Raw genomic sequence first — 18779 nt, forward strand, 5'->3', positions numbered from 1 at the left:
CACGCATCCGCCCCGGCGCAGCTCCCGGGGCGGATGTCATTGCGCGATCAGCGCGGCAACAGATTGGTCTTGGCGAGATCGACCACCTCGTCGCCACGGCCGCTCATCACGGCGCGCAGCACCCACAGGCTGAAGCCCTTGACCTGCTCCAGCGTGATGGTCGGCGGCATCGACAGTTCCTGCGTCGCGGTGACGACGTCGAGCACCGCCGGGCCGTCATGCGCGAAGACGTCGCGGATCGCGCCCTCGAGTTCGCCGGGATCCTCGACCCTGACGCCGTGAATGCCCATGGCGCGGGCCATCGCAGCGAAATCCGGATTCTTCAGATCGACCCCGGTCTCGATGAAGCCGGCCGCCTTCATCTCCAGCGCGACGAAGCCGAGCACGCTGTTGTTGAAGATCACGACCTTCACCGGCAGTTTCGCCTGGGTCAGCGTGATCAGGTCGCCCATCAGCATGGCGAAGCCGCCGTCGCCGGACATCGACACCACCTGTCGGCCGGGCTGCACCGCCTGGGCGCCGATCGCATGCGCCATCGCGTTGGCCATCGAGCCGTGCACCCAGGAGCCGACCAGCCGGCGGCGGCCGTTCATCTTCAGGTAGCGCGCGGCCCAGATCGTCGGCGTGCCGACGTCGGCGGTGAACACCGCGTCCTCACTGGCCTGCTCGCTGAGCAGGCGCGCCAGATATTGCGGGTGGATCGGCTTTTGCCCCGGCTTGCCGCGGGCGAGATCGTCGAGGCCGGCACGGGCGTCCTTGTAATGCGCAAGGCTGGCGTCGAGAAACTTGCGGTCGGTCTTCGGGTTCAGCTTCGGCAGCAGGGCCGCGATGGTCTCGCCGACGTCGCCGACGAGGCCGAGATCGAGCTTGCAGCGGCGGCCGAGATTTTCCGGGCGGAGATCGACCTGCGCGATGCTGATGCCGGTCGGGAAGAACTGCTTGTAGGGGAAGTCGGTGCCGAGCATCAGCAGCACGTCGCAGCCGTGCATCGCGGCGTAGCCGGAGGAAAACCCGATGAAGCCGGTCATGCCGACATCGTAGGGATTGTCGTATTCGACATATTCCTTGCCGCCGAGCGCGTGCACGATCGGGCTCTTCAGCGTCTCGGCGAGCTTGAGCAGGCCGTCATGCGCGCCGGCGCAGCCGCGGCCACAGAACAGCGTGACACGCTTGGCGCCATTGAGCAGCGCGGCCAGCGCATTCAATTGGGCATCGGCCGGACGCACCACCGGGACCGGCGGCAGCAGACCGGCGTTGGGCGCGATGTCGCGCTTCGGCGCCGGCTTCATCGCGACATCGCCGGGCAGCACCAGCACCGCGACGCCGCGCTTGCCGACCGCGGCGCGGATCGCGTTATCCAGCATGTAGGGCAGTTGCGCCGGATCGGACACCAGTTCGCAATAATGGCTGCATTCCCGGAACAGGTCCTGCGGATGGGTCTCCTGGAAATAGCCGCCGCCGATCTCGGCGGAGGGGATCTGCGCCGCCAGCGCCAGCACCGGCGTGCGGCTGCGGTGCGCGTCGAACAGGCCGTTGATGAGGTGGAGATTGCCCGGCCCACAGGAGCCCGCGCACACCGCGAGATCGCCGGTAATCTGGGATTCGGCGGCGGCGGCGAACGCCGCCACCTCCTCGTGGCGCACATGCAGCCAGTCGATGGTGCCGCGCTTGCGCAACGCCTCGGTGAGGCCGTTGAGGCTGTCGCCGACGACGCCATAGATGCGCTTCACGCCGGCCTGGGCAAGGGTTTCAGCGATGAGGTCGGCGATGTTGTCGATCCGCATGAGAGGCGTCCTTTGATGTCCGAGGCCACGCGGCCCGCATGATGTTCGCCGCCACGCGGCGGCGCAAGCCTGGCCGGATCACATTCGCGCGGCAGACGACCGGCAGCTATTGTGCCGTCTCAACGCGCCGCGTCATCTGGCCGGCCATCGCCTCGATCTCGGAGGCCACGCGATCGGGCGCGGCGTACTGCACCATGTGGCCGACGTCAGGCAGCACGACGAGCTTGGCGTCAGGTACCGTCGCGGCCAGCGGCCGCGAATGGATGCCGGTCGAGACCGTCTTGTCGACGTCGCCCGAGATGATGGTGATCGGGGCCTTGATCTCCGCGTAACGCGGAGCCTGCTCGATCACGGCGGCTTTCAGCGTGACGAGGTCACGCGCATTGGCAATGAATTCGCGCGGGCGCAGCAACAGCAATGTGGCGCTGTCGCGGATGAAATCGGCCGGCATCGGCTGCGGTGCGAACACGCCCTGCGCGCCCGAATTGGCGACGAGGAGACCCAGCGGCAGCGTGATCGTGTGCGCGAGCAACGGGCCGATCAGCGGCGTCGAGATCACATCATTGTAGCGGCCGGCACCACCGCGCCAGGGATAGGCGACCGGTGCGAGCAGCACGAGGCCGGCGACGCGATCCGGATAATCCAGCGCCATGCGCAGGCCGAGCGCGCCGGCCCAGGAATGCGCCACCACGATCGCGCGGTCGACCCCGATCTTGCCCAGCGCCTCCATGATCATCCGGCCCTGGATCGCGGGCGTCGAATCCGCAGCGTGCTCGCGCGTGCTCCAGCCATGGCCGGGCCGGTCGATCAGGATCACCCGACGCGTCTTGGCGATGCGCTCGCCGAGCGGCTGCATCGCGCGCAGATTGGAGCTTGCGCCATGCAGCATCACGATCGGCGGCCCCGCGGCATCGCGCGGGCCGAGCTCGACGACATGCAGCCGCGCGCCCGACACATCCACCATGCGCCCTTGCGGCGGAAAGGCGCGCTGGATCAGCTGGACGCCGAACTGTGTCGCCAGCGCCAGCCCGGCCACCGCCAGCATGACGATCAAAGCGAGCATCAAGACGATCCGGATGATCCTGCGCACCGCAAAGCTACGGCGAAGGTAAGAGCCGGTTTCGATGCTATCCCGCTTTGGCTGCGCTCGTCCAATCGCTACGAGACCGGCTTCCCCCGGCGCCGGGGCGGACGTGGCGGCGACGGCGGTGCCGCGGGTTGCAACGTCACGATCACCGGATTCGGCTTGTGATCGAGCGCCGCACCGGTTGCGGCATCGACGCCCATGCCGACCACGCCGCCAAGCAACAGATTTCCGGCAAAGCCCGCCCCGCCGGACCCGCTGATGTCCTTGGTCAGCGGAATGATCTGCGATTGATAGCCGTCCTTGCTGATCGTCACGACGATGTCGGCGTTGCGCTTGGCCTGGATTGCGCACGGCGTGACGCAGGCGGTCGGAATCTCCAATCCCGCGATATCGGCAGTTGCGCCCGACGGCGTCGATGCAATGGAAATGGTTTCAGTGGTGCCGCGCGTCACCGACGCGCAGCCGCCCAATGCGACGCAAAGCGCCGCAGCAACAATCGATTTCATTAAATTGTCTTCTCCCCAGCCAGTTGCCTTGTGTCGCAACCAGTGGGCGAGAGCAATCAACCTTTAGCCTAATGATAAGGTTCGGCCCGGGCTTGACGGTCCGGCTGGCGAGGCCAGGCCCGATTGGGCGGGTCGGCGCGCGCCCCCTGCGCCGAGTTGTCCACAATGCGCCCAGCCTGTGGATAGCGGGTTCATACCTGCGTCATTAGTAATTTCATAGATTGTCGGTGGCAATTTCGCCATCAGACGCGAGGCTTCATCGCGACCGGGACGCCACCACCGGGGTACTGCCGGGCTTGTGCGCAAGATTCACAGGAACCCGCGTCCGCACGACGAGTTCAACGGGAAGTAATCGGAGGAGTACCATGATTTCCGACCCAAGCGATGCGGCCATCGACCAGATCGTGGCAAGCTGCAATGGCGACCTGCGCGGCGCCCTGAAGGCGCTGTTGCTCGTCAACGAGCACCTGGAAGCGGAGCTTCAGCAATTCTATGCTGCCGTTGCCCAGGACAGCGCGGCCCGCGGCAAGTTCCTGCACTAGCCTCCTGCGCGGACCGTATCGCGGGCGGGCTTCGGCTCGCGAGCAACGTGCCCATTTCGCGGCCACCGACCGCGAGCGCAATCAATCGCACGAAATCATCAGATGTCGCGGCCTTCGACCTTTTCGGTCAGCTGCTTGACGATCTGCGGCACCTTTTCGAGGTAGGGATCGACGGCCAGCGCCTTGCGGAAAGCGTCGAGCGCGCGTTTGTCGTCGCCCATGTCCTGCATGATCATGCCGACGCCTGCCAGCGCGCCGAAATGGCGGGGTTCGCGGGCCAGCACCTGCTGCAAATCGCCCAGCGAACGGACATAGTCGTTCTTCAGATAATAGATCGTCGCACGCCGGTTCCAGGCCTCGACATAGTCCGGCCGGAGCTTGATCACGGCGTCCAGCAGCTTCAGCGCGACATCAACGTTCTGGGCGTCGATCGCGGCCTTGGCACGCGCCATCAAGAGCGCCGCGGTATCGCTCGGGGTTTGCAGCCACAGCGCCCAGATCCGCGCCTCGACGTGGCGGGCACTGTCCTCGTCGGGCGCCGCCTTCAGCGCGCCGAACAGGAAATCCAGCCCGCGGGTGCGGTCGGCCGGAACGGTCGGCAGCTTGGTCGGGGCTTCAGGCAGTTTCTTCTGGGCCTTGGGGGGCGGGACCACCCGCGGATCGTCCTGCGCGGCGGCGGCGACCGACAAATTCAAAGCAGGTCCGGCCAGCAACGTGGCGATCAGGATCGCCAACAGGCGGTTGGAAGGCGCGAGGAAGTTCAATCCCATCGCGGGAGTGTAGACGCACAAAGCCGCACTGCAAAGCAGCGCGGCCTCAAAGACCTGTGAAGGATTGCAAGCAGCAGGTGATCCCAGCGGGATCAGCCTCTCCGATCAACCCTGGCGCGCCTTGAAGCGGCGCTGGACCTTGTTGATCACGTAGACGCGGCCCTTGCGACGGACCAGACGGTTGTTGCGATGGCGGCCGCGCAGCGACTTCAGCGAGTTACGGACCTTCATGGGACAATCCTGTTACTTCGAAAGGCCCGTGTTGGAGGCCGTACCTGATCAATGCCGAAAGGTGGCAAAATGGGATTTATCCCGACAAGCGGCCTGCCGCCCGGGACGGGCCGGTTTCTAAGCCATCGGACCGTTAAATGTCAACCGAGACGGGCTGCTTTTCGGCCATACCCTGTCGTGGAACCCGCGCAGGTCAGCCCACCACGCCGTTGAGATTGCTTCGGAAACGGCGGCTCCGCCATAGCTTCCGTCAAGAGCCCATCTGAACGCCGCACCCCGGCGATCGCGCCCTGGCCAGCGAATCGTGGCTGCCTGTCCGGCTTGAGCCCGTCACACCGGACGACTTCGCCAACAACCCCAGCGCGGACCGCATCGGCGTCGCTCCAGAGCGCTTGCGAAGATCGTTATATAGTATAATTATTTTCCACCACCAACAAACACGCCGCCGGGGAAGCCGAATGCCCAAGCTCAAACTGCCCGACATCGAGAAAGTCGTCGCGATCGACATCCACACCCATGCCGAGGAGCCCTGCGGCATGCATGGCGACGACGGCTATGACGACTTCCAGGCGCAGATGGCCGACTACTTCAAGTCGCCGCACAAGCATCCGCCGACGGTGCCGGAGACCGCGGCCTATTACCGCGCCAAGAACATCGCCGCGGTGATCTTCCCGGTCGATGCCGAACGCGAGACCGGCTTCCGCCGCTACAACAACATGGAGATGCTGGAGGTCGCCTCCGATCATCTCGACGTTTTGATCCCGTTCGTCTCGATCGACCCGCACAAGGGCAAGCTCGGCGTCCGCGAGGCGCGCAAGCTGATCGAGGACTACGGCGTCCGCGGCTTCAAATTCCATCCGACCATGCAGGGCTTCTACGCCAACGACCGCTTGGCCTATCCGCTCTATGAGGCGATCAATGATGGCGGCGCGATCGCGCTGTTCCACACCGGCCAGACCGGCGTCGGCTCCGGCATGCCCGGCGGTATGGGAATGCGGCTGAAATATTCCAACCCGATGTACATGGACGACGTCGCGGCGGACTTCCCCGACCTCAAGATCATCCTGGCGCACCCTTCCTTCCCCTGGCAGGAAGAGGCGCTGTCGGTCGCGACCCACAAGCCGAACGTCTATATCGACCTCTCCGGCTGGTCGCCGAAATACTTCCCGCCGATCCTGGTGCGCTACATCAACTCGATCCTGCAGGACAAGATGCTGTTCGGCTCCGACTGGCCGGTGATCACGCCGGACCGCTGGCTCGCCGATTTTGCCAAGCTCGACATCCGCGAGGAGATCCGGCCGAAGGTCCTGAAGGCCAACGCGCGCAAGATTTTGGGTATATAAGGCGGCCCCTGCACCGCGCCCTCGGCGTCCCGATCGCGCGGCGGTCGGGACGAAGGGGTAAAGACAATGAGCATCAAGGCAATCGTCTTCGACGCCTATGGCACGCTCTACGACGTGCAGTCGGTCGCCGATGTCACCGAGGACGCGTTCCCCGGCTATGGCGACATCATCACGCAAATCTGGCGCCTCAAGCAGCTCGAATATTCCTGGCTGCGCTCGTTGATGCGGCGCTACCAGGATTTCGCGACCGTCACCCGCGACTCGCTCGCCTACACGCTGCGCAGCCTCGGCCTGCAATATGACGAGGCGACGTTCGCCCGCATTATCGACAAATATCGGCATCTCGCGCTGTATCCTGATGCGGTCGCCGCGCTCGAGGCGATGAAGGACAGGAAGCTCGCGATCCTCTCCAACGGCAGCCCCGACATGCTGAATGCGCTGGTGCGCAATTCGGGGCTCGACCGCCTGCTCGATGCGACCATCAGCGTCGATGCCCACAAGGTGTTCAAGCCGGCGCCCGAAGCCTACACGCTGATCGAGGACGTGCTGAAGATCCCGCCGGCGGAGGTGCTGTTCATCTCCTCCAACCCATGGGACGCCTGCGGCGCCAAGGCGTTCGGCCTCACCGTCGCCTGGATCGAGCGGGTGACACCGGAGGCGATGGCGCTGGCCTGCGTCGACAGCGAGACGGTCGCCCCATTGACGATGTTCAAGGCGCTGCGTACCCAGATGGACGAGCTCGGCGTCGTACCCGATCACCGGATCCACGGTCTCGCCGAGCTTCCCGCCCTGGTGTCTGCCAAATCCTGACGAGCAAGGTCCTGAGCGTTATGAGTCTTGAGTCCGTCCGCGCCTTCTTCGCCGAGAAGGCGCCCGATATCTCCGTGATCGAATCCACCACGAGCTCAGCGACCGTCGTGCTGGCGGCGGAAGCCTACGGCGTCGAGCCGGCGCGGATCGCCAAGACGCTGAGCCTGCGGGTCGGCGACCGCGTGGTGCTGATCGTCGCCGCCGGGACGTCGCGGATGGACAACAAGAAGGTCAAGGCGGTGTTCGGCGGCAAGCCGAAGATGCTCGGCCTCGACGAGGTCGCAGACATCACCGGCCACGAGGTCGGCGGCGTCTGCCCGTTCGGGCTGAAGACGCCGCTGCCGATCTATTGCGACGTGTCGCTGAAGGCATTCGACGTCGTGGTGCCGGCCGCGGGCTCGACCCACAGCGCGGTCCGTATCACGCCGGACAGGATGGCAGAACTGACCGCGGCCGAATGGGTCGATGTTTGCGAAGTCCGGCCGTAACGCGCGGCCTCCAACATTCGAGCTGACTGCATCAGTTCCCTGGATCAATTATCGTCGTCATCCGGCGACGGCCGCGGCGGCGCAAGCGGCGCCGGCTGCAACTGCTGCGGCGCCTGCGGCCGCTGCTGCATCTGGGGCTGCGGCGCGCGCCCTTGCGTCTGCGGTTCCTGCACGCTTGCGTTCGACTCGAACACGGCGCGGCAGCCATGGGAGAGTTGCGGCGTGTTCTGGCGCAGACAGGCCACGATGCGCTGCACGTCGGGCACCTGGTCGCTGCAAAGCCGCCACACATCCGGCGTGCACGCCATCTGCTGTGCCCAGGTTCCCCGATAGTCCTCGGCGAATGCGGCGTTGCTAGCGGCGGCTCCGCCGATCGCTATGGCAAGGCTCAGGACGATCCGCTGCGATCGCATGTCCGGCTCCTGTGATTTCCAGTTTTTGTCTTGGTGGCGCACACGCGCTTCGCGCGGCGGCGCGTTCCAAATCTGGCAAATGAATGGGGCCAAGGATCGTTCGTGCAGACAACTAAATGTGAAGACCGATCGCGCCGGAACCAAGTTCCCGGCACCCGATCCGAAAGTGCGATGGACGCGTAGGGTGGCACGCTTCGCTTTGCCCACCCTACGATTTACGACCCGCGCTTCTTCCCCTGGCAAATTGCCGGGCGAGAAATTCGGCCAGCACCTCGACACGGGCCGGGCGCGGGCCGCCGGGCGGCGTGACGAGATGCACGGCGCCCTCGGGCTGCTTCCAACCTTTCAGGATCACCTCGACCTCGCCGCTTGCGATCGCGTCGCCGACGATGAAGTCGGGCAGATCGGCGATGCCGAGCCCGGCGATCAGCGCCGGCATCACCGCTTCACCATTGTTGACCCGCAGCTGGCCGGCGGGGCGCACGCTGGCCTGCTCGCCCGACGCATTGGTGTAGTGCCAGACGCCCTGGGTCGAGAGATAGGCGTAGCCGAAGCATTTGTGCTCGGCGAGATGCATCGGGTGTGTCGGCCGGCCGTAACGCTTGAGGTAGGACGGCGCGGCCACGGTGTAGCGCGGCATGCCGCACAGCCGCCGCGCGATCAGCGAGGAGTCAGGCAGCCGCGCGATGCGCAGGCCGGCATCAAAGCCCTCGCCGATCAGGTCGACCGTGGCGTCGCTCAGATGCAGATCGATCGAGACCTCAGGATAGGCCTCCATGAATTCGGGCAGCAGCGGTGCCACCGTCTTGATGCCGAAGCTCATCGGCACCGCGAGCCGCACCAGGCCGCGCGGCGTGGTCGATTGCGCCAGCGCCTCGTTCTCCGCCGCCTCGCCGTCGGCCAATAGCCGCGCGGCGCGCTCCGACAATTTCTGGCCGGCATCGGTCAGCGCCAGCCGCCGCGAGGTGCGGTTGAACAGCCGCGCGCCAAGCCGCTCCTCAAGCCTGGAGACCGCCTTCGACACCGTCGCCTTGGACAGCGACAGCTCGGTCGCGGCCGCCGCAAACGAGCGTAATTCCACGACTTTCGCGAAAATCGCGAGGGCCTCGAAGTCCGGCAGTTTCGACATGGGGTGCTATCCTGACCACTCAATATGGAAACAATGAGTTTCAATAGTTTCTATTTCTATACCAAAGCCGGAGGCATATCCAAGAGCCATCAAATTCAACCACTCAATCGATGGAGAAATCCAATGACCAACAAGCTCTCAGGCAAGGTTGCCCTCGTCACCGGTGGTTCGCGCGGCATTGGTGCCGCCAGCGCCCGCGCACTCGCCACCGAAGGCGCCAATGTCGCGATTAGTTATGTCGCCTCTCCCGAGAAGGCGGAAGCGGTCGTCGCCGAATTGAAGGCCAAGGGCGTCAACGCCCGCGCCTACAAGGCCGACCAGGCCTCGTCAGCCGATGTTGATCAGCTGGTGAAGTCGGTCGCCAAGGATTTTGGCCGGCTCGACATCCTGGTCAACAATGCCGGTGTCGCATCCGGCGGCGCGGTCGACGATCCCAAGGCCGATACGACGACGCTCGCCCGTCAGGAAGCGATCAACATCGACGGCGTGATCACCGCGATCCGTGCCGCCTCGAAGCTGATGGGTGAAGGTGGCCGCATCGTCACCGTGGGCTCCATGCTGGCCGATCGCGCCTCCTTCCCGGGCCTTGCCGACTACGTCGCCACCAAGGCGGCCGTCGTCGGTTACACCAAGGGCGCGGCGCGCGACCTCGGACCGCGCGGCATCACGGTGAATGTGGTGCAGCCCGGCTCGATCGACACCGACATGAACCCGAAGGACGGTGGCGAGTTTGCCGAGACGCAACGCTTGCAGCACGCGCTACAACGCTTCGGCCGGCCGGAGGAAGTCGCCGCCGGCGTCCTGTTCCTGGCCAGCCCGGAAGCCTCGTTCGTGACCGGCACGGTGCTCAACGTCGACGGCGGCTTCGGCGCCTGATCGCACAATTTTCCGGAGACGCCGGGCCTCAGCGCCCGGCCCCTCCCAAACATTCGACATCAAGGGGAATGACCATGATCGAACTGAAACCATTCGCAAAGCTCGGCGGTGCCGACCACGGTTGGCTGAAAGCCAAGCACCACTTCTCGTTCGCGAACTATTACGATCCCGACAATGTCAGCCACGGCGCGCTGCGGGTCTGGAACGATGATGAGATCGCGCCCAATTCCGGCTTCCCGGCGCATCCGCACGCCAACATGGAGATCATCACCTATGTTCGCGAAGGTGCGATCACACACCAGGACTCGCTCGGCAACAAGGGACGCACCGAAGCGGGCGACGTGCAGGTGATGAGCGCCGGCAGCGGCATCCGCCACTCCGAGTACAATCTGGAGCCGGCGAAAACCAAGATCTTCCAGATCTGGATCGAGCCGACCACGAAGGGCGGCCACCCGACCTGGGGTTCGAAGCCGTTCCCGAAGGCCGACCGCTCCGGCAAGCTCGTCACCATCGCCTCGGGTATCGAAGGCGACAGCGACGCGCTGCCGATCCGGGCCAATGCGCGGGTGCTCGCCACCACACTGAAGGCTGGCGAGAGCGCGGAATATGCCGCCGACAAGGCCCGTCACCTCTATCTGGTGCCGGCGGCCGGCAGCATCGAAGTCAACGGCGTGCGCGTCAATGCCCGCGACGGCGCCGCGATCCGCGACGAAGCCACGCTGAAGATCACCGCGCTTGAGGACGCCGAGCTCGTGCTGGTCGACGCCGCCTGATCACCTCTCACTTTGCATGCGCGGATCGACATCCGCGCATGCTTCCCCACGAAACATCTCCCTCAACCCATCAAAAAGGAGGCCATCATGGCCAAGGTTCTGGTTCTCTATTATTCCGCCTACGGTCACATCGAGGCGATGGCGAAGGCCGTCGCGGAAGGCGCGCGCGAAGCTGGCGCGACCGTCGACATCAAGCGCGTGCCCGAGCTGGTGCCGGCCGACGTCGCCAAGGCCTCGTACTACAAGCTCGACCAGGCGGCGCCGATCGCTGAGATCAACGACCTCGCCAATTACGATGCTGTTATCGTCGGCACCGGCACCCGGTTCGGCCGCATGGCCTCCCAGATGGCCAACTTCCTCGACCAGGCCGGCGGGCTGTGGGCCAAGGGTGCGCTGAACGGCAAGGTCGGCGGCGCCTTCACTTCGAGCGCGACCCAGCATGGCGGCCAGGAGACCACACTGTTCTCGATCATCACCAACCTGCTGCATTTCGGCATGACGGTGGTCGGTCTGAATTACGGCTTTGCCGGCCAGATGAAACTCGACGAGGTCACCGGTGGCGCGCCCTATGGCGCCACCACGATCACCGGCGGCGACGGCAGCCGACAGCCCAGCGAGAACGAGCTGGCCGGCGCCCGCTACCAGGGCCGCATGATCGCGGAGGCCGCCAGGAAACTTCATGGCTAAGCTGCACGGCTGAGCCGGGCAACCCGCCGCAGGGCTGAGCGACAAGGGCGGCTCTCGTTCGGGGTGCCGCCCTTCGTTCAGTCTTCCTCGCGCGACGGCGTGGCCTTGCCGAGCGCCTGCTTCAGCCGCGCGGTGAGTTTCGGATAGTGCCGCAGCGCCAGCACGGCCCGGTCGCGTAGCGCGGTAGGCTGTCCGCGCCAGCTCAAGGCGGCGCCGAGATCGACCAGCGGCGTGCGCTGCGGTCCGAACCGGCGCTTGTAGCTGTAATTGCCGATCGAGAAATCGAACTCCCGCACGCCATCCCTGTGCAGCGCCTCGATCGTGCGGTCGATGATCAGCCGGCCCGGCGAGCACATCGACCATTTTTCGCCGGCATTGCTGATGCGGATCATGACGTAGCGCGAACCGGTGCGGATCCCGAGCAGGGTCGCCACCACCTCGCCGCGTGTCGTCAGCGCTGTCATCACCGCATAGCCGCTGCTGGTGCCTCGCTGCACGAGGTCGCGATAGAACGCGGTGCAATCCTGCTTGTCGAGCACGTAATTGAGCCCGAGACCGAGCAGCCGGTCGCCCTGCTGCACCTCGGTGACCGAGAGCAGGTTCATCGCTTCATCGGTGCTGGCGGCGATTGCGAAGGCCGCGGACGAATCCCGCGTGAACACGCGCCAGCTTCGTCCGAGCTCCTTGCGAACCTTCCTGTCCAGCTCACTGCGCCAGGCATCGTAGTCGTCACCGATCGCGAGCAGATTGCCGTTGACCACCGACGGCCCGATCCCGTCCAGTTGCGCCAGCGGGTTGGCCCGCGCCGCCAGCTTGAGCGGCATCTTGCGCAGGCGGATCAGATCGGCACCGCCATCCATCCCACGCAGCGCCGCCTGCAAATCCTGCCAGAACAGCCATGCTGCCGTCTCGTCGCGTGGCGCCGCGGGGCCGAGCACCGGCGCATTGAAATCGGTGAGGTTGAGATCGGCGAACTCGATGACGCGGAGGCCAGCCTCCCGCCGGCGGATCAGCGGCAGCAGCGCGGCGCGTTCGCCGGTCGACGAATCGCACACGAGGGCGATCAGCGGCTCGATGCCATCGGTCGCCGCAAAGGCCCGATACCATGAAGCGTACCACTGCGGATGCTGGAATACGGTCGGCGGATCGAACGCGCCCCAGCGGGCCATCGCCTGCCCCCAATCCGACATCAATTCGACGTCGAAGCCAACCGCATAAGAGGACGCCCGCGCCCCGAATTTTCCAACTGCTGTCGTCAAGACTGTCATGTCAGCACCTGCTACCGGCAAGCCCGCTTACGCCGCCTCCAGCGCCGCCTTGGGCAGATCGACGATCTTGCCGAGATCGCTCTCGTCGAGACGGAAGTCGATCGGACGCCGCACGGCACGTTCGCGCTTCACCCACTGTCCGTCACGCAGCAGCTTCTGCATCACCTGCTTGGCGAAGAATACCGGGCCGCGAATGCGGCGGCTGCGCGGCGTGTAGCCGAAGCGGTGGCGCAGCATGCCGTTGGCAAGATGCAGGATCTGCGCGCGGCGGATGTCGTCGTTGACATAGGAGATCGTCATCGAGATGTTGACGGTGTCGAGGTTCTCGACCCGATGCGGCGCATTCAGCGGCCAGTTCAGCATCTGGCCGGGTTCGAGATCGATCACCCGCGCATGCCAGTCGTACCAGGGCTCGTAGGGGATATCGACCTCGACGTCGAACAGCGCGATGTTCTCGAGATGCTCGGGCCGGATGAACGGCTGCGTGTTGGGATAGATGTAGACACGCTTGCGGCCCGAGATCTGCACCAGGCCCTGCCCCGGCAGATCGGCGTGGTAATAGACCTGCGCGTCCGGCGACGAAATCAGAATGCCGGCTTGATGGGTCGGCGCGTCGAAGCCCGGAACCTTGGCGGCGATCTCGCCGAACATCTGCTCGATCATGTCGCGGTAGCGGCGATCGATCGCGGTGACGTTGCGCAGGTTCAGCCACAGGCCACCGCGCGAAATCGCCTCGATCACCTGATGCCCGCGCAGCCTGCCGATCTCGCCCTCGCGCCAGACCCGGCTCGAACCCTTGGCGCCGGTCTTGACCAGGCTGTAATGCTCGCGCGGATAATGCTCGATCAGCCTGGCGAGATCGTCCATCGAGAACGCCGGCTGCTTGTGCATGGTATGCTCGAGCCGGATCGGCTGATGGCTCCAGAGCCTGGAATGGTTGTCATCCCAGTTCGCGAAGATCTTGCCCGTCGTCATGGTCGCGCTCCTGCTGCACCGTTTTGTTTCATTTGATGTCCCGTTCCGGGACGAAGGCGCAGCGCTCGAGCAGGGATTGGCAAGAACGGTGCCGTCGCGTATGCGCGCGGAGTTACCCAAAGCTAATGTCTCGCCGATATGGCTAACCGCGACATTGCCGGAACGGGCGCCAGGACAATCGCCGGGATCAACAAGGCAAGATGAGTGAAAACCCCCGATATCGTGCGCTGTTTCTTGGCGCCGGGTCGCAGATGCATTGCGGCGTCGGGCAGTTCACGCGCCTGCTGCAGGAAACCATCGAGAAGATCGAGCCCGGCGCGACCACGGCGTTAACCCTGACGCAGACCGACGGCACGATCGGCGAGATCTGGCGCGCGGTCGGCAGTGCCCGCAGCGTGGTTTGCAACTTCCCGATCGTGGCCTGGAAGCGCGTCATCATCCGGCCGCTGCTCGCACTGCTGTTCGCCCGGCTGCGCCGCCGCAAGGTCGTCCTGATCCAGCACGAATGGGCCGGCCTCAACGGTATCCGCCGGCTGACCTATGTCCCCGCATTGTGGCTCGCCAACACCATCGTGATGTTCTCGCCGCTGGTCCGCCGCGAGCTCGACCGTGACCCGATCATGCGGCGCATGGTGCGGAAATGCGTGCTGGCGCCACTGCCCCCGAACATCGCCGCGCCCGCCGGCATCGAGGACTCGATGCTGCTGCGGCGGCTCGTCGGCGCCCGCGGCGATGGCCAGCTCATCATCGGTCATTTCGGCTCGATCTATCCGGGCAAGCAGCCCAACGGGCTGCTCGAGATCGGCGCGATCCTGAAACAGCGGGGCTTGCGGCCCCTGATCGTCTATGTGGGCTCCTTCATCCGCGGCACCGACAATATCGAGCAGAAGTTCTATGCCCGCGTGGCCGAATTGGGGTTGAAGGGCGACGTGATCGTCTCCGGCTACATCGCCTCCGATCATGCGGTGTTCGGCCTGCTCGGCGAGGTCGACGTGTTCTGCTACTCGCTGGCGGAGGGCCTGACGGCGCGGCGCTCGAGCATCCTCGCCTGCGTGCAGTCGGGCCGGCCGCTGATCGTCACCGGGCCGGCCCTGCCGGACGAATTCGACCACCATCCGCGTTTCAGGGAATTGATCGACCGCGGCGCCATCCTGCTGGTGCCACGCGACGCCGACAGTGCCGTCTATGCCGACCGGATCGTCGCCGCGCTGAAGCGAACGACCGTGCACCTGCCGTTTGATTTCGACGGTTGGTGGATCGACGTCGCCAACGCGGTGCGCGCGCAGCTTTAGGGCGTTTGAGCCCGCATCCGGAACCGGGCGAGATAGTGCAGCCCGAACACCGCGATCAGAAACGTGACCCAGATCGTATCCGCGCGATCCAGGAAGAAGCTCTCCATCGACGACAGGTAGAGCCCGAACAGCCAGATGCGCAGGAACAGCATCGTCAACGGCGCGTCATTGCCGCCGAGATCCGCGGCCTGGAAATCACGCAGCGGCTTGATGACGACAGCCGCGATCAGCAGCACGAGGCCGGGCAGCCCGGTGCCCAGCGCGGTGTCGAGATAGCCATTGTGGCTGTGCGAGGCATAGCCCGCCCACTCCTTGCCTTCCTGCAAGTTCTGGATCGCGCTGGTTCCCCAGAACGCCTCGAAGCCATAGCCGGTCCACAATCGCTGACGCAGCGATTCGACCGCGAAGGACCAGATGTCGGCGCGGCCAGTGAAGGAGGTGTCGAGCGGCATCTTGTCGGCGATCGCAGCGAGCGTGTCACTCATGACCGTGCCGACGCTGAATAGATTGAGCAGCACCAGCGGCGTCAGCAACAGCAGCGCGCGTCCCCAGAACGAGCGGATCACCGGCAGCAGGGAGGTCAGCAGCAGCACGGCGACGCACAGCACGATCGCGCTCTTGCCGGCGGTGAACAACAGGAACACCGCCGCCAGCACCGTCACGGCGATGCCCGACAGCCAGCCGCCGGCGCGAACCAGATAGATGCCGAGAAAGATCAGCATCGTCATGACGGCGGCCGCGACGTTCTTGTGGCCGAACACGCCGCGCCAGGTGCCGGCAAGCGCCGGCTCCTGCGCATCGGTCGCCTGGTGGATCGACAGCTGCGGTGCCAGGAAGACGCCGAGATAGCAGGTCACCAGCAGGACCAGCGCGGCAATGCCGAACCAGCGCATCAATTCATCCTGCGACTTCGGCAACAGCAGCAGCGTCGCGGTCACCACGACCACGAACACCGTCAGTGCCAGGCGACGCAGCGAGGTGGCCGGATCGGTCGACAGCACAACGGTGACGCAGATCCAGCCGGCGAACACCACAAAGGCCGGCGTCAGCAGCGACTTCAGCGCTGGCATGTGGTCGCGCAAGGTCAGCGCCAGCATCGCGACCATCAGCACGCCGAACAGTCCGTACAGGAATGCATCCTGACCGGTGACCACGTCGGCGACATAGAAACCGCTCAAATCCGCGAACGGACGCAGCGATATCCAGACCAGCAGCAGGATGCCGATGAAGAGCGTGCCGCGGACGATGTCCATCACCGGCCGGCGCGAGATGTCGGCGATCAGCGCCCGGCTCTCCGCGGTGATGGACGACGTGTTCACGACGCGATCTTGGAGGCTGCGTAAGGCTGCGGCTCGATGCCGAGCACGGCAAGCGCGCTGCCCACCGCGACCACCATCGGATGCATCGCGATCACCGCCTGATGCTCGCGCAGCACGATGCGCGTAAACCGATACAGCGAGAACGGCACCAGACCGAACATCTTGGCCTTCACGATCGCCCGCGACCAGACCGTCTGCGCCGCCTTGCGCTCGATGTGATAGTTGATCGCCCCGATCCGCAAGCCGCGCCGCACGATCCAGCCCAGGCTGGTCCGGGTCGAGGGAACGGTCTCGCTGATATCGGCCTCCTTGGCCCAGAAGAAACGGAAGCCGGCGCGGCGCGCCCGCGCGAAGAAATCATGGTCGCCGCCGCCGAGGAAGTTGAAACGCAGGTCGAAGGCGGGCTGTCCGAGCCGCTCGAACACGGCGCGCCGGATCAGGCAGTTGCCGCAACCATAGATCACCGGGACCGGGCCGCTGGCCAGATAGGCCGGCGCGAACGCCGGGTGACGCTCGAGATCGCCCTTCTGCTTGTCATCGAAGTTCGGCCACACCGGCCCGCCGACGATATCGGCGCCCGAGGTCTCGGCGGCGTGCAGCATCCGCTCCAGCCAATCCGGCGAGGCGACTTCGTCGTCGTCGATCATCAGGAAATTCCGGGCGTTCGGGAATGTCCCGAGCGCAGTCTCGAATGCCGCATTGATAGCCTGGCAATTGCCCTGCCGGGGCTCGACGATGCAGATGCCGTTGAGACGGCCGGCATTGAGAAATTCGGCCGCGACCGGCGCGCTCTCGCATCGCGCGGCGTCGTTCTCGACCACGACGATCGCGAAGCTGCGCCCGGTGCGCTGCGCCGCCACGGATTCCAGGGTCAATCGCAGGTGCCGCGGGCGGCGAAAGCTCGGAATGCAGATCACGGTCTCGACGGAGCAGTCGAGCGCGGGTGAGGTCGTCACCCAGGCGCGGTCGCTCACTGCAAGCTCGGTCGACATCTCGATGCCCTCCTGGCAATCGCGACCCGCAAACCGCATCATCCCGGCACAGGTCAGAATGGGACAAGATCGTCCCGGACTGGCCGAGCACCACGGCAATACGGACGCGGATCGAACGTTACGGCGACCTCATGGCAAAATCCGCTCCAGCAGCCGCATGCATCGGCGCAACTTCGTCGCAAGGTTAATTAGAAGTCTAACGACGCGGTTTATCGTCCTGGATAGGCCTATCAGCGCCATAGAGCCCGATCAGCATCATGCCCCTTAACGGCTCCTTAGGGTTAAGAAGCTCGCCGGAAGCGGCGATACGCGCAGCCAGGGCGCGGCTGGCATCCGAATTGCTGAGTTGCTGGCGGATCAACAAGTTCTTCCCAAAAGCACAACAGCTGGGGTTCACCTTGAAAGCGCTCGACCTCGTCTCGCTCGGCACCAAGCACGTCCGCAACGCTCTCTCGGAAGAACTGTATCTGCGCACCGGACGCGACGTCACGCGACCAGCCGCGATCTTCGCCGAGGTGGTCGAGCGCTGCAATTACAAATGCCGCTATTGCGACTATTGGCGCCGCCCGAACTATCGCGACGAGATGACGATCGACGAGTGGCAGCGTGCGCTCGCCAGCCTGAAGGAATTCATCGGCGCCTATCACGTCGAGTTCGCCGGCGGCGAGCCCTACATCAAGAAGGGCTTTCTCGACCTGCTGCGGTTCTGCCGCGACAATGACATTCACTGGGGCGTCACGACCAATGGCGGCGCCTATCTCAACAAGAAGATCGTGGCGCAGACCGTCGAGGCGCGTCCGTTCAACATCAACATCTCGATCGACTCCACCGATCCGACCATCCACAATTACTCGCGCGGCGTCGAGAATTCCCTGAGCGAGATCGTGCAGGGCATCCGCAACGTCGCCGAGCAGCGCCGCGCCGCCGGCCTGGACTTTCCGATCATCATCAAACCTGTCGTGCACAAGCTCAATTTCCGCCGGCTGCCGGAGATGGTCGACTGGATCCAGCAGATCGGCGCCACCGCGCTGAGCTTCCAGCCGGTCGAGCAAGGCACGCAGGAAGTCGAGGACGAGCTGTGGATCGGCGAGAGCGAGATCGACGACCTCGTCAAGGTCCGCGACGAGCTGCTGCGCCTGAAGCGCGAGGGTGCGCCGATCCTCAATGGCGAAGCCGTGCTGCGGGCCTGGCCCAACCATTTCCGCCGCGAGAAGGCGCCGAAGGAAGTGATGCCCTGCCGCGTCGGCATGCGAAACTACTTCATCCGCTCCGACGGCCGGCTCGAAGTGTGCTGGTTCTTCAAGCCGATCGGCAACGTCCGTACCCAGACCGCCCGCGAGATCTGGTACAGCGAAGAGGCCCAGGCCCGCCGCAAGGAGACCGTCGCCTGCGACAAGCTGTGCCTGTTCACCTGCCTCGCCCAGCGCACGCTTCAGGACAAGCTGAAGATGGGGCTGACGCTGCTGACCAACACCAAGGCCGCCTGATTCAACA

At 65.1% G+C, this 18779-nt stretch carries 20 protein-coding genes; 9 read left to right on the forward strand and 11 right to left on the reverse strand.

The features are described 5' to 3' along the window. Positions 1 to 47: 47 nt before the first annotated feature. The 3 genes from poxB to B2W55_RS20225 form a co-directional block, all read right to left on the reverse strand. A complete protein-coding gene (gene poxB, locus B2W55_RS20215) occupies positions 48 to 1784 on the reverse strand; it encodes a ubiquinone-dependent pyruvate dehydrogenase (RefSeq protein WP_024581185.1) in 1737 nt (578 codons plus the stop codon). Between the two features lie 106 nt (positions 1785 to 1890). Then, entirely contained in the window at positions 1891 to 2847 is a 957-nt protein-coding gene (locus B2W55_RS20220; RefSeq protein WP_024581186.1) for an alpha/beta fold hydrolase, read from the reverse strand. Between the two features lie 95 nt (positions 2848 to 2942). Further along, positions 2943 to 3377: a hypothetical protein gene (locus B2W55_RS20225; protein WP_024581187.1), complete on the reverse strand. Its 435-nt coding sequence runs from the start codon at positions 3375 to 3377 to the stop codon at positions 2943 to 2945. A 365-nt stretch (positions 3378 to 3742) separates the two neighbouring features. Here B2W55_RS20225 and B2W55_RS20230 point away from each other — a divergent pair, with 365 nt between their 5' ends. Next, positions 3743 to 3919, forward strand: a complete 177-nt coding sequence (locus B2W55_RS20230; protein ID WP_168200249.1) for a hypothetical protein — start codon at positions 3743 to 3745, stop codon at positions 3917 to 3919. Between the two features lie 98 nt (positions 3920 to 4017). Here B2W55_RS20230 and B2W55_RS20235 read toward each other — a convergent pair whose 3' ends face one another. Together B2W55_RS20235 and ykgO are read right to left on the reverse strand one after the other, a co-directional pair. Next, positions 4018 to 4689: a tetratricopeptide repeat protein gene (locus B2W55_RS20235; protein WP_024581188.1), complete on the reverse strand. Its 672-nt coding sequence runs from the start codon at positions 4687 to 4689 to the stop codon at positions 4018 to 4020. 105 nt (positions 4690 to 4794) lie between these two features. Beyond that, on the reverse strand, positions 4795 to 4920 hold the full coding sequence (ykgO, locus tag B2W55_RS20240) for a type B 50S ribosomal protein L36 (RefSeq protein WP_002718645.1): 126 nt from the start codon (positions 4918 to 4920) through the stop codon (positions 4795 to 4797). 458 nt (positions 4921 to 5378) lie between these two features. Between ykgO and B2W55_RS20245 the strand changes: the two genes are divergently transcribed. The 3 genes from B2W55_RS20245 to B2W55_RS20255 all read left to right on the forward strand — a co-directional run bounded on the left by B2W55_RS20245 (position 5379) and on the right by B2W55_RS20255 (position 7561). Continuing rightward, positions 5379 to 6263: an amidohydrolase family protein gene (locus B2W55_RS20245; RefSeq protein WP_024581189.1), complete on the forward strand. Its 885-nt coding sequence runs from the start codon at positions 5379 to 5381 to the stop codon at positions 6261 to 6263. Between the two features lie 66 nt (positions 6264 to 6329). Beyond that, complete coding sequence (locus B2W55_RS20250; RefSeq protein WP_024581190.1) at positions 6330 to 7073, forward strand: haloacid dehalogenase type II; 744 nt, start codon at positions 6330 to 6332, stop codon at positions 7071 to 7073. Positions 7074 to 7093: 20 nt separating this feature from the next. Continuing rightward, complete coding sequence (locus tag B2W55_RS20255) at positions 7094 to 7561, forward strand: YbaK/EbsC family protein (protein ID WP_024581191.1); 468 nt, start codon at positions 7094 to 7096, stop codon at positions 7559 to 7561. Positions 7562 to 7605: 44 nt separating this feature from the next. Here the strand turns inward: B2W55_RS20255 and B2W55_RS20260 are convergent, their stop codons facing one another. Both B2W55_RS20260 and B2W55_RS20265 read right to left on the reverse strand, forming a co-directional pair. Further along, positions 7606 to 7974 carry a hypothetical protein gene (locus B2W55_RS20260; RefSeq protein ID WP_024581192.1) on the reverse strand — a complete coding sequence of 123 codons (369 nt, stop codon included), beginning with the start codon at positions 7972 to 7974 and terminating at the stop codon, positions 7606 to 7608. A gap of 208 nt (positions 7975 to 8182) precedes the next feature. Next, the gene (locus B2W55_RS20265; RefSeq protein WP_024581193.1) at positions 8183 to 9103 is read right to left on the reverse strand and encodes a LysR family transcriptional regulator; all 921 of its coding nucleotides are present in this window, start codon (positions 9101 to 9103) and stop codon (positions 8183 to 8185) included. Between the two features lie 123 nt (positions 9104 to 9226). Between B2W55_RS20265 and B2W55_RS20270 the strand changes: the two genes are divergently transcribed. The 3 genes from B2W55_RS20270 to wrbA all read left to right on the forward strand — a co-directional run bounded on the left by B2W55_RS20270 (position 9227) and on the right by wrbA (position 11439). Continuing rightward, positions 9227 to 9979: an SDR family NAD(P)-dependent oxidoreductase gene (locus B2W55_RS20270; RefSeq protein ID WP_024581194.1), complete on the forward strand. Its 753-nt coding sequence runs from the start codon at positions 9227 to 9229 to the stop codon at positions 9977 to 9979. Positions 9980 to 10053: 74 nt separating this feature from the next. Beyond that, positions 10054 to 10752: a pirin family protein gene (locus B2W55_RS20275; RefSeq protein ID WP_024581195.1), complete on the forward strand. Its 699-nt coding sequence runs from the start codon at positions 10054 to 10056 to the stop codon at positions 10750 to 10752. Positions 10753 to 10839: 87 nt separating this feature from the next. After that, positions 10840 to 11439: an NAD(P)H:quinone oxidoreductase gene (gene wrbA, locus B2W55_RS20280; RefSeq protein ID WP_024581196.1), complete on the forward strand. Its 600-nt coding sequence runs from the start codon at positions 10840 to 10842 to the stop codon at positions 11437 to 11439. A gap of 77 nt (positions 11440 to 11516) precedes the next feature. On the opposite strand, the gene B2W55_RS20285 is transcribed toward wrbA, so the two are convergent. Then, the gene (locus tag B2W55_RS20285) at positions 11517 to 12707 is read right to left on the reverse strand and encodes a GNAT family N-acetyltransferase (protein ID WP_024581197.1); all 1191 of its coding nucleotides are present in this window, start codon (positions 12705 to 12707) and stop codon (positions 11517 to 11519) included. Between the two features lie 27 nt (positions 12708 to 12734). Then, complete coding sequence (locus B2W55_RS20290) at positions 12735 to 13682, reverse strand: cupin-like domain-containing protein (protein WP_024581198.1); 948 nt, start codon at positions 13680 to 13682, stop codon at positions 12735 to 12737. 200 nt (positions 13683 to 13882) lie between these two features. On the opposite strand from B2W55_RS20290, the gene B2W55_RS20295 reads away from it, so the two are divergent. Next, a complete protein-coding gene (locus B2W55_RS20295) occupies positions 13883 to 14974 on the forward strand; it encodes a glycosyltransferase (protein ID WP_043855264.1) in 1092 nt (363 codons plus the stop codon). Here the strand turns inward: B2W55_RS20295 and B2W55_RS20300 are convergent. Together B2W55_RS20300 and B2W55_RS20305 are read right to left on the reverse strand one after the other, a co-directional pair. After that, positions 14971 to 16293 carry an O-antigen ligase family protein gene (locus tag B2W55_RS20300; RefSeq protein WP_024581200.1) on the reverse strand — a complete coding sequence of 441 codons (1323 nt, stop codon included), beginning with the start codon at positions 16291 to 16293 and terminating at the stop codon, positions 14971 to 14973. The two genes, B2W55_RS20295 and B2W55_RS20300, sit on opposite strands and share 4 nt — an antisense overlap. Beyond that, a complete protein-coding gene (locus B2W55_RS20305; RefSeq protein ID WP_043855277.1) occupies positions 16290 to 17285 on the reverse strand; it encodes a glycosyltransferase family 2 protein in 996 nt (331 codons plus the stop codon). Before B2W55_RS20305 ends, B2W55_RS20300 begins: the two co-directional genes overlap by 4 nt. 398 nt (positions 17286 to 17683) lie before the next feature. Between B2W55_RS20305 and B2W55_RS20310 the strand changes: the two genes are divergently transcribed. Next, positions 17684 to 18772 (forward strand): radical SAM protein, encoded by a 1089-nt coding sequence (locus B2W55_RS20310; protein ID WP_024581202.1) that lies wholly within the window; start codon positions 17684 to 17686, stop codon positions 18770 to 18772. Positions 18773 to 18779 lie beyond the last annotated feature (7 nt).

The organism is Bradyrhizobium sp. UBA2491 (assembly GCF_002341725.1).
Classification (GTDB): domain Bacteria; phylum Pseudomonadota; class Alphaproteobacteria; order Rhizobiales; family Xanthobacteraceae; genus Bradyrhizobium.

What these genes read in the sequence shown, in the direction of transcription:
- B2W55_RS20220 (WP_024581186.1), bottom strand. Translation starts at nt 2,847, where the DNA reads ATGCTCGCTTTGATCGTCATGCTGGCGGTGGCCGGGCTGGCGCTGGCG.
- B2W55_RS20235 (WP_024581188.1), bottom strand. Translation starts at nt 4,689, where the DNA reads ATGGGATTGAACTTCCTCGCGCCTTCCAACCGCCTGTTGGCGATCCTG.
- B2W55_RS20290 (WP_024581198.1), bottom strand. Translation starts at nt 13,682, where the DNA reads ATGACGACGGGCAAGATCTTCGCGAACTGGGATGACAACCATTCCAGG.
- B2W55_RS20250 (WP_024581190.1), top strand. Translation starts at nt 6,330, where the DNA reads ATGAGCATCAAGGCAATCGTCTTCGACGCCTATGGCACGCTCTACGAC.
- B2W55_RS20275 (WP_024581195.1), top strand. Translation starts at nt 10,054, where the DNA reads ATGATCGAACTGAAACCATTCGCAAAGCTCGGCGGTGCCGACCACGGT.
- B2W55_RS20230 (WP_168200249.1), top strand. Translation starts at nt 3,743, where the DNA reads ATGATTTCCGACCCAAGCGATGCGGCCATCGACCAGATCGTGGCAAGC.
- B2W55_RS20255 (WP_024581191.1), top strand. Translation starts at nt 7,094, where the DNA reads ATGAGTCTTGAGTCCGTCCGCGCCTTCTTCGCCGAGAAGGCGCCCGAT.
- wrbA (WP_024581196.1), top strand. Translation starts at nt 10,840, where the DNA reads ATGGCCAAGGTTCTGGTTCTCTATTATTCCGCCTACGGTCACATCGAG.
- B2W55_RS20260 (WP_024581192.1), bottom strand. Translation starts at nt 7,974, where the DNA reads ATGCGATCGCAGCGGATCGTCCTGAGCCTTGCCATAGCGATCGGCGGA.
- B2W55_RS20270 (WP_024581194.1), top strand. Translation starts at nt 9,227, where the DNA reads ATGACCAACAAGCTCTCAGGCAAGGTTGCCCTCGTCACCGGTGGTTCG.
- B2W55_RS20245 (WP_024581189.1), top strand. Translation starts at nt 5,379, where the DNA reads ATGCCCAAGCTCAAACTGCCCGACATCGAGAAAGTCGTCGCGATCGAC.
- poxB (WP_024581185.1), bottom strand. Translation starts at nt 1,784, where the DNA reads ATGCGGATCGACAACATCGCCGACCTCATCGCTGAAACCCTTGCCCAG.
- B2W55_RS20305 (WP_043855277.1), bottom strand. Translation starts at nt 17,285, where the DNA reads ATGTCGACCGAGCTTGCAGTGAGCGACCGCGCCTGGGTGACGACCTCA.
- ykgO (WP_002718645.1), bottom strand. Translation starts at nt 4,920, where the DNA reads ATGAAGGTCCGTAACTCGCTGAAGTCGCTGCGCGGCCGCCATCGCAAC.
- B2W55_RS20225 (WP_024581187.1), bottom strand. Translation starts at nt 3,377, where the DNA reads ATGAAATCGATTGTTGCTGCGGCGCTTTGCGTCGCATTGGGCGGCTGC.
- B2W55_RS20265 (WP_024581193.1), bottom strand. Translation starts at nt 9,103, where the DNA reads ATGTCGAAACTGCCGGACTTCGAGGCCCTCGCGATTTTCGCGAAAGTC.
- B2W55_RS20295 (WP_043855264.1), top strand. Translation starts at nt 13,883, where the DNA reads ATGAGTGAAAACCCCCGATATCGTGCGCTGTTTCTTGGCGCCGGGTCG.
- B2W55_RS20285 (WP_024581197.1), bottom strand. Translation starts at nt 12,707, where the DNA reads ATGACAGTCTTGACGACAGCAGTTGGAAAATTCGGGGCGCGGGCGTCC.